The organism is Bacillus sp. MYb209 (genome assembly GCF_002975175.1).
GTDB lineage: Bacteria > Bacillota > Bacilli > Bacillales > Bacillaceae_G > Bacillus_A.
Genome location: NZ_PCNZ01000007.1, coordinates 116,066 through 131,312, shown reverse-complemented (window position 1 = coordinate 131,312; position 15,247 = coordinate 116,066). Strand labels below are relative to the sequence as shown.

Below are 15,247 nucleotides of genomic sequence, written 5' to 3'. Positions count from 1 at the left end.
TTACAAATCTACATCAATCTCTGTTTTAAACTTTTCATCTTTTGATATCCCTAAATACTTGAGCGTCTCTGACGGAGTCGCGTGATGAAAATGTTTTTGCAACAGCGCGATTGCTATTCCTCTTTTATATGCATGAAATCCAAATGTTTTTCGCATTGAATTCGTTCCAATCTTACCAAGTATCCCAACCGCTTCAGCCGCACTATGAATAACACGATAAGCTTGTTGGCGCGAAATTGAATTTGTTGTTTTATTAGATTGAAATACGTAGTTATCTCTTTGAATAGTAAAAGATTGCACATAATTCGAAAGCGCTTCTTTTACTTTTGTATTTAAATAAATATCTTGTTTAAATTTTTCATCTTTCACAGGAAGAGAATAAAATTCTTTAACAGTTCCATCTTCATTTAATACATCTTCAAATTTAATGTTCAGTAGTTCTGTAATTTTTAATCCAGTGTTAATTCCAATAACGAATAAAAGATAATCTCGCTGCGAGTGCTCTTTTAAATATTTTTTCATAGCCTCAATTTGATTTATATCTTTTAATGCCTCTACAACTTCCATACATGTATTCTCCTCATCTTATGAACAGTAATTTTCTCATTATCCTGTCCATTTTACCTTATCACGCTATAGGATTTCCATGTATTATCCATTATTTTTATAATATGCTCTTATGGTTCCGACAATTTTTAAATTGGAAATTTACAATTGTACAAATACGTTGTGGTTAGAAAAGAAATGGGGGATAAAGATTCAGCTTCTTTCTACAGATTGGATTCCTCCTTTCATTTTCCAGCTGCTGACACCTTTATATTATGTTACTTACTTACATTATATTATATATTTTAGTAACATAAAAGTATTTTATCTGAAAATAATAAAAACCGAGCAGTTTCGCTCGGTTTTTTATTAATCTTCTTTCGGAAGAACAATTCCTTTATACAATTGAACTGTAATGAAGTAATAAATCGCGTAAATGACTACGAAAATTATTATCGGTAACCAAATACGGAAGTACGGATCCATTAAAATAAATCCAAAAATATTCATACCAACTAATACGTGAGCGATACCTACAATAGCTGGGAATAAGAATACTAAGAATAACTCTTTATAAATCGATTTCGTTAATAACTCACGGCGCACACCGATTTTACGAAGCATTTGATAGCGCGTAATATCTTTTGATGCACCAGAAAGAATTTTAAACATTAAGCAACTTGCCATCATTGCTAAGAAAGCAATTCCAAGGAAGAAGCCCATAAACACTGTTCCACTCGCAACACCATAGAACATATCGTACGCCTGATATTTACTGCTCATTTGCTCAGCTTTTACATTTTTATATTTAACTAGCTGCAACTCGTCAAGTTTTTTCCATTCTTTTGTATATGCTACAAAATCATCTGTTTTTCCGATAAATGCTATACCTTCTTTACCATTTATCCCATCGTACATTTTTTGATCTACAATTTTAATTGCATGATCTTCGTATATATAATATGGATGGATTGTACTAAAAGCATCAACCCATTCTTCTGAAAGTTCTTTAGCATTCGCATCTTTTTCATTCATTTCTCTAGAAACTGCACCTACTGGTAGTTCCTCTGAAACTTTCTTCGTATTCACTAAATCCTTCATCGACTTCATATTTGCCATATCTTTTACGAAAGGACGATTTTTCTCTAAATCTTCTTTTACATAATAAACGTATTTATTATCCATTTTGTAACGGTATTCACTTTTCTCTTTAAATGTAATACCATCTAAAATCTTCTTTTCTTCAGCCGTAGGATTATGAACAACTGAATCGTATATTACTAAACCATCAACCATTTTTATAACGTTATTTTTAAACGCCATACCACCTGAAATTGCACCAGCTCCAAGCGCAACTAACATCGCTACTGTTGCAAGTACCTTTGTTAAACTATTAATACGGAAGTTTAACTGCGCGAAAGTAAAAGCGTTAAGTCCTTTTTCACTACGTTTTTTATTGCTCTTTAACTTTTTAATAATAACTGGGAGAAGTGATCCAAATAACATATAAGTACCAGCTGTTGTTGTAATTAATGCAATTATAATTCCCATTTCTTTCAGTTTATCCATATAAATCATAGATGCATAGCCAATTCCTACTAAAATAACGGCAAAGAATGCAACTACACCTGTCATTTTTCCTTTTACTGCCACACGCTCTGTTTGTGCATCTGCATGTACAAGCTGCAGTACAGAAATACGTGATAACTTAATACTGTTCATAATTGCCGATAATACAAATAGTGCGAAGAAGAAAATACATGTAATAGTCATTGAGGGGATATAAAATGCTTTATAGCCATCACCAGCAAATTCAAGCTGCTTCATTAATAATTGCCCAATCCCCCCGGCAAGTCCTACACCAACTGCAATTCCAATCACAAGAGACGCAGCACCTAATACGATTGTTTCAATGAACATAAGTAATGTAACTTTATGCTTTTTCGCACCTAACATCATGTACATACCAAACTCTTTTTGGCGAAGAGATAGTAAGAAAGAGTTTGCATATAAAATGTAGAAGAACGTTATAATTGCTAATAAAAATGAACCTGCTTGGAATACGAAGCCAATAGACTTAATGACAGAATTGGATTCAATAAACGCTTTATTCAGCGCTAACGTTTGAAACATATAAAAAATTGAAATAGACATAACAAGACCGACAAGTAAGACGATATAATCCTTTAGCTTACTTTTCAGCCCTGACATGGAAAGTTTAAATAACATGCCTGAACCTCCTTTCTTATGCTTTTTGTGTACCTAAATCTGCAAGCACATCTAAAATTTCTTTATAAAACTCTTCACGCGTACCACCGCGGTGAATTTCTTTATACAGCTCACCATCTTGAATGAATAAAATACGTTGACAGTAACTTGCACTGTACGGATCATGCGTAACCATCATAATAGATACGCCTTGTTCTTCATTTAAGTTTGTCATCGCATCAAGTAAACTTGCTGCATTTTTAGAATCAAGAGCTCCTGTTGGCTCGTCCCCTAAAATAATTGCTGGTTCATGTACTAGTGCACGCGCTGCTGCTGAACGCTGTTTCTGTCCACCGGATACTTCAGTTGGATACTTTTGAAGTATCTCTGAAATCCCTAACATATCCGCTACCTTCTCTACTTTCGGGCCAATATTACGTGATGGAACACCTTGAAGGGAAAGGGGAAGTGCAATGTTCTCATAAATAGATAAGTTCTCTAATAAGTTAAAATCTTGGAAGATGAATCCTAATTTTTGTGAGCGGAAATCAGATAGCTCACCTTGCTTCATTTTCGTAATGTCCGTACCCGCAATTTCAACAACGCCGCCCGTTGCTTTATCAAGCGTTGAAATTACATTTAATAATGTCGTTTTACCAGAACCAGAAGGTCCCATAATACCAACAAACTCACCCTCTTGAATTGAGAATGATACGCCTTTTAAAGCATGTGATTGGTTCTCACCTTTTTTACCGTACACTTTTTGAACGTTTTTCACGTCTACAACTGGTTTCGTCATATATATCCTCCTACGCTTGTTTTTCCATTACCTATTTTGCGCCTTTTGGAGGTGAACTGCTATTTATTAACATTACAATTACCTTACACTTTTGTAATAAAAAAAACCCAGGTCATATTGCGACCTGGGTTACTCTGATTGCTTCGATTTTTGAGGTTGTCCTTTTTTACTGTTACGCTGTTTCACTTGAACCACTGGATCAAGTTCATTTGAAAATTCAGCGTTATGTCCATTTTGTGTTTTTTGCTCTGGATTATTTTGATTTGAACGTTTCGCCATTACATTCACTCCTTATTAGTGCGGTGTAATAATCATTTGATGTTGCAATTGGCGAATTGCCATACGTGCTCTATTTAACTGCTCACGCTGCTCATCATTCGCATGTTGCTGCATCGTTTGTAAGTCATTATATGCTTGTTCTAATTGCAACTGAGCATCCGAATACTCCATCGTATTGTAATGTTCTTGTCTCATGCCTTGATCTAATTGTTCTTTCGCATATTCCACCGCTTGTTCTGCCTGTGTAATATACTCTTCAAGTGATTGACGCTCTGCCATAATTGTCCCTCCTTGCTTCAATTCCCCTTTAGTGTGTCCCTTCCATATGAACCTTATGAGTATGTTATAATGGATTTTGTTTCATCCCGTAAACGCCCGATTGGTGAGGGCTAATAATCAGTGGGAATGGACAAAGCAGCCACTGATTAAAGTTTCACTTTATTTTGACTCGTCTTAGGAGGGAAAATAATGAAGGTTCAAAACCCTTTTCCATATACAAATGACAATAAGCGTTATCATACATGGAATTACCACTTACGAAATGAATTTGGTGAAAAAATCTTTAAAGTTTCATTAGATGCTGGCTTCGATTGCCCGAACCGCGACGGTACAGTCGCTTACGGCGGCTGCACATTTTGCAGTGCCGCTGGATCTGGTGACTTTGCAGGTGATCGCCGTGATGATGTAATCACGCAATATCATGAAATGAAAGAAAAAATGCACTCAAAGTGGAAAGACGGAAAATGTATTGCTTATTTCCAAGCGTACACAAATACACATGCTCCACTTGAAGTGTTAAAAGAAAAATTCGAACCGCTTCTAGCAGAAAAAGACGTTGTCGGTCTTTCTATCGCAACTCGTCCAGATTGCTTACCGAACGATGTCGTTGAATATTTAGCGGACTTAAATAAACGCACGTATCTTTGGGTTGAACTCGGACTACAAACTGTTCATGAACGTACTGCAAATCTTATTAATCGTGCTCACGATTATCCATCGTACGTTGAAGGCGTAAATAAATTACGCAAGTACGGCATTAGAGTTTGCTCTCATATTATTAACGGACTTCCACTTGAAAATTACGACATGATGATGGAAACAACTCGTGAAGTAGCAAAGCTTGACATACAAGGAATTAAAATTCATTTACTTCATTTATTAAAAGGAACGCCAATGGTGAAGCAATATGAAAAAGGACAACTAGAATTCTTATCTCTTGAAGATTACGTAAGTCTCGTTGTCGACCAACTTGAAATGATTCCAGAAGACGTAATTGTGCACCGCATCACAGGTGACGGTCCACCTGATTTAATGATCGGCCCAATGTGGAGCTTAAATAAATGGGAAGTATTAAATTCCATCGATGGAGAATTCGTACGCCGCGGAAGCTGGCAAGGAAAATATGCAAATGAGGAGAAACAAGCATGAAATTAGAACGTGTATTACCGTTTGCGTGCGCACTCTTGCAAACGGCAGTTAAAGAAGGCGATTATGCTGTAGATGCAACACTTGGCAATGGTCATGACACATGTTTTCTAGCCGAAATCGTTGGAGATAACGGAAAAGTATTTGGATTTGATATTCAAAAGGAAGCAATCGAAAGTTCTACTATCCGCCTAAAAGAAAAAGAACTTTTCGAACGTACTGTTTTAGTTCATGATAGTCACGATACACTTTTATCCGTACTACCAGAAGAAGCAAAAGGAAAAGTAACAGGAGCAATCTTCAACTTAGGTTACCTTCCTGGCGGTGACAAACATATCGTCACAAAACCGAACTCAACAATCTCGGCTATCGAACAATTATTAGACGTAATGGCACCAGAAGGTATCATCGTCCTTGTCATTTACCACGGTCATCCAGAAGGACAAGTAGAACGTGATGCGGTTCTCAAATTCGCCGAAGAACTAGACCAAAAGCAAGCTCACGTACTAAGATACGGCTTCATTAACCAGCAAAACAACCCGCCATTTATTGTGGCGATTGAGAAGCGATAAAGTGAAACTTTAATCAGTGGGGAGGTTCATCCCCCACTGATTATTAGTTGAACCAATCGGGCGTTTACGGACAGTTTATCTCCCACCTAACTTCTTTGCTCCAACCGAATTTTGAGGTGGGAGTGTTACTGCCCGTTAATGCGGGATAATATATCGACGATTCGACAAAACATAACAAAAAAAGACGTGCACTCACTGCACGTCTTTTTTTATTCTCCTATATAATGGATATATACAATATTTGAAGAAAGAAGGATAGAACTTTGCTAGTAGAACTAAAGGGAATTCAAAAGAAGTACGGCAAATCACTTATACTAGACAACATCGATTTATCCATTCCAGAAGGCGAAGCAATCGCTATTATTGGTGGGAACGGGACTGGAAAAAGTACTTTACTCAAAATAATTGCAGGCTTTATTTCACCTACGGCGGGGACACTTCAAAGAAAAGAACATATGCAAATCGGCTATGTACCTGAACATTTTCCTGAAGGAATTCGGTTTACATTAGAGGATTATTTATATCATCTTGGCCACATTCACGGTTTACCAACAAAATATTTAAGAAATAAAATTCCGATGCTCCTTGAATCTTTTCATTTACATCATGCAAGGCATTCCATTGTACGAAACTTTTCAAAAGGTATGAAACAAAAAACAGGCATCATGCAAGCATTACTTACAGACGTCCATTTATTAATTTTAGACGAGCCGCTTTCTGGACTCGATCCTAACTCTCAGCAAGAACTAGAACACATTTTACTTTCATTAAAACAACAAGGCATATCTGTACTCTTCACATGTCACGAAAAACAACTACTAGAAAACTTCGCCCAGAGAATTGTGACGTTAGCAAATTATACGATCGTAGAAGATACCTCTGTGCAAAAATCAATAGAACAAGTCTATATTGAGGCAATCGTCCATGAAACATTTTCAGCGATAGAACTACAACAACAATCAGGGATTATACATGTTACTCACAATTCAAATCAAAACCTCATTCAGTTACAAATCGAGAAAGATTGTACAAACGAAATACTCCAGTTTTTATTACATAAAAAAGCATCTATTACACTGCTACAACCTAATTTTTAAATCGAAAGAAGGTTTATTATGTTTGCGCTTATTCGTTACCATTTTCTCGACTACACAAAATCGTATAAGTACGTCCCTCCTATTGTGATGTACTTCGTGAGCTTACTTTTTGTATACGCGTATAAACCGACTCCCATTGTACCGACATATTTAGAAACGGCACTCGCACTTTATTTACTGTCTGCCTGGATTACAGTTACAATTTTTCATACAGAAGACCCTGTACAAGAACAAATTACTATTTCACATACGAATAATATTTCAGCATTATACTTCGGTAAATATATTACAGCCCTTCTTATTTGTACTGTTTTATCTGTCATATCCATCAGCTACCCAATTGTCTTACAAATGTTCAATGAAAAAATGACAGCTTCTTTATTTCTAGTCGGATTTCTGGCTCATATGTCTTTATCTATACTGGGGATTTCAATCGCAACATTATTTACAAGAAATATTATTCAAAAAGCAAGCACTGCTTGGCTTAGTCTTACATTTATATTACTTATAACGATCGCCTCAATCCGGTTTAAAAAAGAGCTACTGTGGTTTTTACCACCTGTCGAAAGCTTTATAATGCTTGGACAATACAAATATAATATACTTACTCACACTCTATGGCTCACAGCTTGGGCTATCGTCTATTCATTTTTATTACTTACTTTATTTCTTTTTCTCGTTCGCAGCAAACGTTTTTGATTACATATTAAAGGGGACTAAACAATGATCGGAATACTAGCAGGAATGGGTCCAAAATCAACTGGACCATTCGTCGATACAGTTGTAGCACAATGCCAACAAATATATGGAGCAAAGCATGATATGGACTTTCCTCATATGATGATTTATTCGTGCCCAACACCGTTTTATATGGATCGCCCCATTGATCATGCGGCGATGAAAAAAGCGATTATTGAAGGGGGACAAAAACTTGAAAGTACTGGCGTAGACTTTATAGCTTTGCCTTGCAATACGGCGCATCTTTATTTTGAAGAATTACAGCATTCTCTTTCCATTCCGATTTTAAATATAGTCGATGAGACGTTAAAAGCAATTCCTGAAAATGCAAAAAGAGTCGCTCTTCTCGCAACAGAAGCAACTGTTCAAGCGGGTATTTACCAAGACGGGATTGCAAAACGTAATATAGAGCACATTCATAATGAAAAATGGCAGGAAATGATTAATCAAATTATTACTTGTATTAAATCTGGAGAAATTGAAGAAGCTCGCAAATTATGGAGTGTGCTCATTTTACAGTTGAAAGATGAAGTAGATACCTCTATTATCGCATGTACCGATTTGAATGTGGTGGCAAGTGAGGACTTTGTCGACTCCTCTCAATGTCTTGCTGAGGCAGTTGTTAAAATGTATTTATCAAATACAAAGAGATCTTCATAAGCATAAAACACATCCCTTTTGAAATGTGTGTTATGTTTGATGAAAATCCCCAAGACTTTTAACTTTTTTCACAATTCTTTCAAAGTATCCACACTTAATCTCGCTATATTAAATAAGTAGTTTATTCATATAGGGAAGGTTAGGGGAACTGAAGTATGAAACAAAATCGTTCACTTCATTACATTTTTTGGCGTTGGCATTTTTATGCTGGACTTTTTATTACGCCGCTTCTTATTACTTTGTCACTGAGCGGCATTGGGTATTTATTTCGGGAAGAAGTTGAAGATTTCGTCTATAAAGATTTATATTTTGGGAAGAGCGCCCAAACAGAATCTATTTCGATGGCTGATTCTATTTCATTAACAGAGACAAAATATCCACATTATAGTGTGGCGAAAATTAGTGAGTTTAATGGAGATTATAATACGAGGCTTACAATCGCAAATGAATATACAGGAACGCAGAAATATGTTTATTTAGACAGCAACAACCAAATTGTTGGGGATCAAAATGCAGATGAAACGTTCGCAAATATTATGCGGGAATTACATAGTTCCCTTTTAGTAGGCGGTACTGTCGTCAACTATTTAGTAGAACTTGCTGCGTGCTGGACCATTTTCTTAATCGTAACTGGTTTATATATGAGTATACGCCAATTTAAAAACACACCATCATCCAATAAGCGAGAAAAAGCAAAACGACGTCATTCTATCATCGGTATTATATTTACAATTCCTCTCGTTCTTTTAGTCGTTACTGGATTACCTTGGTCAGCTTTTATGGGGAAACAAATTTATAATATCGCAACGTCAAATGAATCACTTGGATATCCGAAATTGTATATGTCAGCACCTGAGTCAAAATTTAAGGAATTACCGTGGGCAACAAGGCAAGAAAATCCTCCTGAATCTAACTCAAATGAGCCAAAAGCAATCTCAGTTGATGAATTACAAAAAGAAGTTCAAATAAAGAAGCCATATGTTATCTCACTGCCAGCTGATCCAAAAGGTGTATTCATTATTTCAAAATCAAGCGGCTCTGGTATTACAGGCATGCACGTAGCACCTAATGAAGAAATTACAGCGTACTTTGATCAATATAGCGGAGAGCTTATTTCTAAAACAGACTATCGTGACTACGGATTATTTGCAAAGTGGTTCTCTTACGGTATCCCGCTTCACGAAGGACATTTATTTGGATGGCCTAATAAAATATTATGCTTACTAACAACATTATCATTATTACTTCTTATGTATTTCGGAGTGAAAATGTGGTTAGCAAGAAAACCGAAAGGCAAATTAGCAGCACCTCCGAAGCAAAAAGATAAGAAAAGCATATTCGTTTTCTTTATCATGATGGTTATACTGGGCACTGTAATGCCTTTATTCGGACTATCTGTTTTAGTTATCTTCACAATTGAACTTCTCATATACGTATTTTCAAAAATACGATCATAATAAAAAGAAAACCACTCCATATGAGTGGTTTTCTTCATCACTGCGCCATTTTCTTTCGGTACAGCTTCCCGTTCCAATAGAAGAATCGTGAAGTGAGCCCTCCGTATTTTACAATACGCCGTGCCATTTTGTGCATATTCTTTTGCGCCGATACTTTTTGGTCTGATAAGTAAATACCAAGTAATCCTCGGCTTATGAGACGATGAAACTTCGCATGAGGCAAATTACCAATGCTCTTCTCTGCTTCTTCTACAAAATGTTTCATACGATCTAATATGGCTTGCTCATTTTCGTAATAACTACAGAAATTCAAATCCCCGCCTATGCGATCTTCTTCTTGATCGATGAAATAATCAAGTAAAATGTGAAGTCCTTGTACGTAAGGAAAATATCCTTGTCTAATTTTCTCAATATCCTCATCATGTAATTCATCATGAAATGCATATGCCACAAGACAAAAGATTCCTAAAGTTGATCCTGCACAAGCCGAAAATTCAAACCAGCTCATCGGCGGCAAGTTTTCTTTATGAGCTTCAAACCATGTTTTTAGACGCGGTTCTCTTTCTTCTAATTTCACGTGTTTATGAATTTGCAAATCACAATAATAACAAGCAAGCTCATGAAGAATTGGAGCAATTTTATCATAATGCTTCGTTTTCTTTAAAACATCTTGGCATGTTTCAACGAGCTCATCTAAATAACCACCATCATCTTGATCATCACGATAACGATAATAATTACCGCCTCCTTCAACTTCAGGACTTAATGCCATTACCATCGACTCATGAAGAGCTGCAAAGTCTTTCGGATCAAGTGATGTACTGCGATCACATAAATTATCTAAGTAGTCGCTAATCGTTTGATACGCTACAATAAAACGAATACATTCCTCTCGATGTTCATTTGCTAGCAACGCTAAAATGCCACCGCCCTCGCAATGAAACGTTTTATTCTCAATACTTGCGATTGCCTGACTATGAAGCTCATCATTCGGAATATGGTAGGCACGCTCTTTCCACATCGCTAGCTCATGGTGTACAACCGGAAACACATCACGGTATACTTTCGCCATGAGCGTTATGGGATTACTCGGTACGTTCACTTCTTCCTTCATCTCCTCTATTAAATGTACAAATAATGATTTATTTGTTTGTTTTTACTATATTATTGCTATGCATTTCAGTAAATGACTGAATATAATTCAAAATTTCATCACGCTCATACTCATTTAATAACTCATGATAACAATTAGGCCATTCTTTATATGCCTTATCACTAATTTTAACATTATCAAACCATGTACGGACACGTGTTTTATCTACAAGTTTATCCTCACACGCCTGCATTAGCAAGAGTGGAACATCTGGAAAATCATCTATTTTCTCATGAGCAATCTCGATAGACTTAATCAATTCACTATACCAACGTACTGATACTTTGCGCAAGAACAATGAATCATTCTCCATCGCATCCCTCACTTCATGGTTACGAGTTGACATTTCTACAGTGAGATTTGTTGCAAATTGCAATTTTGGAGCAACGACATTTAATATTTTTGAAGCAGCACGAAGCGGAGCGGAAGGTGAAGCTAATACTCCTAAACAAGGCGAGCTTAGTACCATCCCATCTATGTCCTCTCTTTTCGTTTCTTGCATCATACGAATAACAATAAGTCCTCCCATACTATGACCAAATAAAAAAATAGGCAACCTATATTTTCTTGCTTCCTTCACCCATAACTTTATTTCCTCTATGTATTCATCAAATGAATCGATATGTCCTCTATTTCTTGAAGTTGTTCCGTGTGCTGGAAGATCCCCCATAACGACGTGATAACCGCTATGATTCCACATTTCTGCAACTCCTTCATAACGCCCGTGATATTCCATAGCACCATGTACGATAATAATGACGGCTTTCGCTTCTTCCGCTTCATAGTTCCACATACGAAACTCCTCCATTTCACTCTTTTTCATAATTTGATACACTAAAACTAGTCTCTAGGAAAGGAAGGCTTTACATGATATATCCTTACAAAGAAAAAAATCCGAAAATTGCGAGTAGTGCTTTTATCGCTGACTACGTTACCATTACAGGCGATGTGACAATTGGCGAGGAATCAAGTATTTGGTTTAATACAGTCATCCGCGGTGATGTATCACCAACGATAATTGGAAATAGAGTAAATGTACAAGATCAATGTACACTTCACCAAAGCCCCCAGTATCCTCTTATTTTAGAAGATGACGTTACCGTTGGGCATCAAGTTATTTTACATAGCTGTCACATAAAAAAAGATGCTTTAGTTGGAATGGGCTCTATCATATTAGATGGCGCTGAAATTGGCGAAGGAGCTTTCATCGGTGCTGGTAGTCTCGTTTCACAAGGAAAGAAAATCCCTCCTAATACGTTAGCTTTCGGTCGTCCTGCGAAGGTCATTCGCGAATTAACAGAAGAGGACCGTAAAGATATGGAACGTATTCGCACACAATACGTTGAAAAAGGACAATATTATAAATCGTTACAAAAGTGATTTTATCGCTGCCAGTCTTATGGCAGCTTTTTTTATGAAAAAAGCTAACTTTTTCTTTACAAAACATTATTATTCCCTCAATAAAATCTTATTAAAATAGAAGTTAATAACTCCATATATATGTAAATGAGGGAGGAAAAATCTCATGAAGGTCAGTGGACTATATAAAATAGAATGTTACATTTTCAAAGGAATTAATCGCTACTTTGATCAAAAAACATTAAACATCTTTTTCAGCAATATTACCCATATCGGTGGTGCAAGTTTTTCCATTGCACTTACCCTATTCTTTTTAATTTTCGCAACAGGGAATTTGCATCAAGCTGCAATTGCAACTGCTATTTCTTTAACAATTAGCCATATTCCTGTGCAAATATTAAAAAGATGGTATCCACGAAAACGCCCTTATTTAACAATTCAAGATGCGAAATATCCAGTACAGCCTTTAAAAGATCATTCTTTTCCATCCGGACATACAACGGCTGTTTTCTCTGTCCTCATTCCATTTATTTGTTATAATCCAAACTTGCTTGCTTTTCTATTACCGTTAGCATTATGCGTCGGTATTTCCCGTATTTATTTAGGGCTTCATTATCCGTCAGATGTATTTGTAGGCATGTGCCTTGGCACTTGCTCTGGCATCATCTCTTTTTATCAACTCATTCCACTCATGTAAAGGAGCGATATGATGAGAGTCGCCATATTTACCGATACATTTACACCACAAGTCAACGGTGTGGCGAAAACTTTGGAACGTTTAACTAAATATTTTCAAAAAGAAAATATCGCCTATTCTGTTTTCGCCCCTCAGCATACGGCAGAAGATAATTTCGTAGCGAATGTGAACAAAATGAGAAGTATCCCGTTAACAATATTATATCCAGAATGTCGCTTTGCCTTTCCTACTCCGCGCATTAAGCGGGAACTTCTTGCTTTTAAACCGGATATTATTCATATTGCCACACCTTTCAACATGGGACTTTGTGGGTTGTATTACGCAAAAAAGTTGAACATCCCAGTCGTTGGTTCTTATCATACTGATTTTGACGCCTATTTACACTATTACAAAATTGAGTTTCTCTCCAGTATGTTATGGAACTATTTAAAGTGGTTTCATAGTCATATGCAAAAAAACTTTGTTCCTTCCCCTGAAACATTACATCAATTAAAGAAAAAAGGATTTCAACAGCTCTATATTTGGGGACGTGGTGTAGATTGTACTCTCTTTCATCCAACTTACAATAAAGACCTATTTCGAAAAAAATATAATATTACAGCGAAATATATTCTTTCCTACGTCGGACGCCTTGCTCCTGAAAAAGATATCGACACTCTTCAAACACTTATTCAAACGACAAACAAAGAACGTGACGATATTCATTGGCTCATCGCTGGAGATGGCCCTCTTGCAAAAATCCTGCATGAAAATGTTCCAAAAGCAAATGTAACCTTTACTGGATATTTACAAGGTGAGGATTTAGCTGAAGTCTACGCTTCCTCCGATCTAATGGTATTTCCATCTACCACTGAAACATTTGGGAACGTCGTACTGGAATCACTCGCATGTGGTACACCTGTTATTGGTGCGAATAGTGGCGGGGTTAAAAATATTATTACAGATGGAAAAACAGGTTTTCTTCGTGAACCCAAAAACGCGGACTCATTTTTGTCATCTATTTATGAATTGTTAAATAATGAAGAAATGCGTAAACAAATGAGCCAAGATGCTCACTCTTATGCTGCTACAGAAAGCTGGGATGAAATTTCCAGTGATTTACTCATGCATTATGATGATGTTATTCAAAGTCGAAAAGCGGAAATGCTGGCTTAAGCTCAGCTTATGTATCATCAATTTACAAGTGAAACTCCTATATTTTACAAAATACAGGAAAAGAGGTCACACTTCGTAGTATGACCTCTCTTTATCTTGCACTTTTATTTAGCAGTTCAGTTGTCACATAGATATAATGAATAAAATTTGAACTTATTTTTCTTCCCCTTTTGTCTGAGCCGCATCGAATGTCCAGTTCAATTTCAATGTATCTCCTTGGAATACGTTTTGCTCTTCTCCATTATCTACAAATATGAATTTCACATAGAAAGTGTCATCCTTGCCTGGAGCAAGTCCGTTTCCTTCCCAGTTTACGACACCTTTTTGTACAAGATCAGGGATGTTACCATCAGCAGTAGCCTGTTTCAATTCAGACAAAGTAGTTTCCCATACAGGAACTGTGTTTTTGTCTATGTTCCATAAGAACTCCACTTTGATGTGATCACCGAAATCAGCATCTCCGTTATCACCTTTTGCATCTGTTACAGTGTAGTCAGTAAGAAGATGAACGTCCTTAATTTTCAAAGTGCCGCTGTTGATTAAGTGGAAATCGCGTTCTATTTGATCACCTGGTTTGATTTTGTCAACATCGATGATAACTTGTGGATCAATGCTCAAATCTAACGTACCAGCCGCAAACGTGTTTTCTGATACTTCTTTATCACTGAAGTACGCAAACGCTCCGCCTCCGATTAAAGATAAACCAAGAACTGCGGATGCAACACCCATACCAACCTTTTTCTTAAGACTCATTTTAACAATCCCCCTATTTTTATAATATCTAAACTATTAAACAGCTGATAAGTCCTTATGAGGTAAAAACGAATTGTTTCCTTATCTGATGTCTTTTAGATTTACCTCTAAGATAGTCACTAAATTCTTAATAAAGAACTTCTCGTTTTATTTAAGAGCGACTATCGATATTTACAGAAGATGATATTTCTCCCTCTTTTATCAGCAGCCGCTCCTAAGACACCTTCTTTTATCCCGCTATTTGTGGGCAGTAAAACTCCCACCTCAAAATTCGGCTGGAGCAAAGAAGTTAGGTGGAAGCCCTGCTGCCCGTAAACGCCCGATTGGTGAAGGCTAATAATCAGTGGGG

The 15,247-nt window shown here is 36.6% G+C and carries 17 protein-coding genes; 9 read left to right on the top strand and 8 right to left on the bottom strand.

The features are described from left to right. The 5 genes from CQZ94_RS14570 to CQZ94_RS14550 all read right to left on the bottom strand — a co-directional run bounded on the left by CQZ94_RS14570 (position 1) and on the right by CQZ94_RS14550 (position 4,111). Positions 1 to 567: a tyrosine-type recombinase/integrase gene (locus CQZ94_RS14570; RefSeq protein ID WP_105585976.1), complete on the bottom strand. Its 567-nt coding sequence runs from the start codon at positions 565 to 567 to the stop codon at positions 1 to 3. Between the two features lie 348 nt (positions 568 to 915). Continuing rightward, the gene (locus CQZ94_RS14565; RefSeq protein ID WP_105585975.1) at positions 916 to 2,775 is read right to left on the bottom strand and encodes an FtsX-like permease family protein; all 1,860 of its coding nucleotides are present in this window, start codon (positions 2,773 to 2,775) and stop codon (positions 916 to 918) included. 16 nt (positions 2,776 to 2,791) lie between these two features. Next, the gene (locus CQZ94_RS14560) at positions 2,792 to 3,553 is read right to left on the bottom strand and encodes an ABC transporter ATP-binding protein (protein WP_105585974.1); all 762 of its coding nucleotides are present in this window, start codon (positions 3,551 to 3,553) and stop codon (positions 2,792 to 2,794) included. 129 nt (positions 3,554 to 3,682) lie between these two features. Continuing rightward, positions 3,683 to 3,832: a glycogen biosynthesis protein GlgD gene (locus CQZ94_RS14555; RefSeq protein ID WP_073522216.1), complete on the bottom strand. Its 150-nt coding sequence runs from the start codon at positions 3,830 to 3,832 to the stop codon at positions 3,683 to 3,685. Between the two features lie 15 nt (positions 3,833 to 3,847). Continuing rightward, entirely contained in the window at positions 3,848 to 4,111 is a 264-nt protein-coding gene (locus tag CQZ94_RS14550) for a YtzC family protein (RefSeq protein WP_002089099.1), read from the bottom strand. A 189-nt stretch (positions 4,112 to 4,300) separates the two neighbouring features. Here CQZ94_RS14550 and mnmL point away from each other — a divergent pair, with 189 nt between their 5' ends. The 6 genes from mnmL to CQZ94_RS14515 all read left to right on the top strand — a co-directional run bounded on the left by mnmL (position 4,301) and on the right by CQZ94_RS14515 (position 9,781). Next, positions 4,301 to 5,260 carry a tRNA modification radical SAM protein MnmL/YtqA gene (gene mnmL / locus CQZ94_RS14545; protein WP_105585973.1) on the top strand — a complete coding sequence of 320 codons (960 nt, stop codon included), beginning with the start codon at positions 4,301 to 4,303 and terminating at the stop codon, positions 5,258 to 5,260. Continuing rightward, positions 5,257 to 5,829, top strand: a complete 573-nt coding sequence (gene mnmM / locus CQZ94_RS14540) for a tRNA 5-(aminomethyl)-2-thiouridylate-methyltransferase MnmM (RefSeq protein ID WP_105585972.1) — start codon at positions 5,257 to 5,259, stop codon at positions 5,827 to 5,829. Before mnmL ends, mnmM begins: the two co-directional genes overlap by 4 nt. Before the next feature lie 263 nt (positions 5,830 to 6,092). Further along, positions 6,093 to 6,926 carry an ABC transporter ATP-binding protein gene (locus CQZ94_RS14535; RefSeq protein WP_105585971.1) on the top strand — a complete coding sequence of 278 codons (834 nt, stop codon included), beginning with the start codon at positions 6,093 to 6,095 and terminating at the stop codon, positions 6,924 to 6,926. Positions 6,927 to 6,944: 18 nt separating this feature from the next. Beyond that, positions 6,945 to 7,625, top strand: a complete 681-nt coding sequence (locus tag CQZ94_RS14530) for an ABC transporter permease (protein WP_105585970.1) — start codon at positions 6,945 to 6,947, stop codon at positions 7,623 to 7,625. A 24-nt stretch (positions 7,626 to 7,649) separates the two neighbouring features. Continuing rightward, a complete protein-coding gene (locus CQZ94_RS14525; RefSeq protein ID WP_105585969.1) occupies positions 7,650 to 8,324 on the top strand; it encodes an aspartate/glutamate racemase family protein in 675 nt (224 codons plus the stop codon). A gap of 155 nt (positions 8,325 to 8,479) precedes the next feature. Beyond that, entirely contained in the window at positions 8,480 to 9,781 is a 1,302-nt protein-coding gene (locus CQZ94_RS14515; protein ID WP_105585968.1) for a PepSY-associated TM helix domain-containing protein, read from the top strand. 37 nt (positions 9,782 to 9,818) lie between these two features. On the opposite strand, the gene CQZ94_RS14510 is transcribed toward CQZ94_RS14515, so the two are convergent. Both CQZ94_RS14510 and CQZ94_RS14505 read right to left on the bottom strand, forming a co-directional pair. Continuing rightward, entirely contained in the window at positions 9,819 to 10,883 is a 1,065-nt protein-coding gene (locus CQZ94_RS14510) for a tetraprenyl-beta-curcumene synthase family protein (RefSeq protein ID WP_142395842.1), read from the bottom strand. A gap of 40 nt (positions 10,884 to 10,923) precedes the next feature. Continuing rightward, complete coding sequence (locus CQZ94_RS14505; RefSeq protein ID WP_142395841.1) at positions 10,924 to 11,727, bottom strand: alpha/beta hydrolase; 804 nt, start codon at positions 11,725 to 11,727, stop codon at positions 10,924 to 10,926. A 74-nt stretch (positions 11,728 to 11,801) separates the two neighbouring features. On the opposite strand from CQZ94_RS14505, the gene CQZ94_RS14500 reads away from it, so the two are divergent. The 3 genes from CQZ94_RS14500 to CQZ94_RS14490 all read left to right on the top strand — a co-directional run bounded on the left by CQZ94_RS14500 (position 11,802) and on the right by CQZ94_RS14490 (position 14,145). After that, positions 11,802 to 12,314: a gamma carbonic anhydrase gene (locus CQZ94_RS14500; RefSeq protein WP_105585966.1), complete on the top strand. Its 513-nt coding sequence runs from the start codon at positions 11,802 to 11,804 to the stop codon at positions 12,312 to 12,314. A gap of 145 nt (positions 12,315 to 12,459) precedes the next feature. After that, on the top strand, positions 12,460 to 12,990 hold the full coding sequence (locus tag CQZ94_RS14495; RefSeq protein WP_002167520.1) for a phosphatase PAP2 family protein: 531 nt from the start codon (positions 12,460 to 12,462) through the stop codon (positions 12,988 to 12,990). A gap of 12 nt (positions 12,991 to 13,002) precedes the next feature. Beyond that, a complete protein-coding gene (locus CQZ94_RS14490; protein ID WP_105585965.1) occupies positions 13,003 to 14,145 on the top strand; it encodes a glycosyltransferase family 4 protein in 1,143 nt (380 codons plus the stop codon). Between the two features lie 153 nt (positions 14,146 to 14,298). On the opposite strand, the gene CQZ94_RS14485 is transcribed toward CQZ94_RS14490, so the two are convergent. Further along, entirely contained in the window at positions 14,299 to 14,898 is a 600-nt protein-coding gene (locus tag CQZ94_RS14485) for a TasA family protein (protein ID WP_105585964.1), read from the bottom strand. Positions 14,899 to 15,247: the final 349 nt, after the last annotated feature.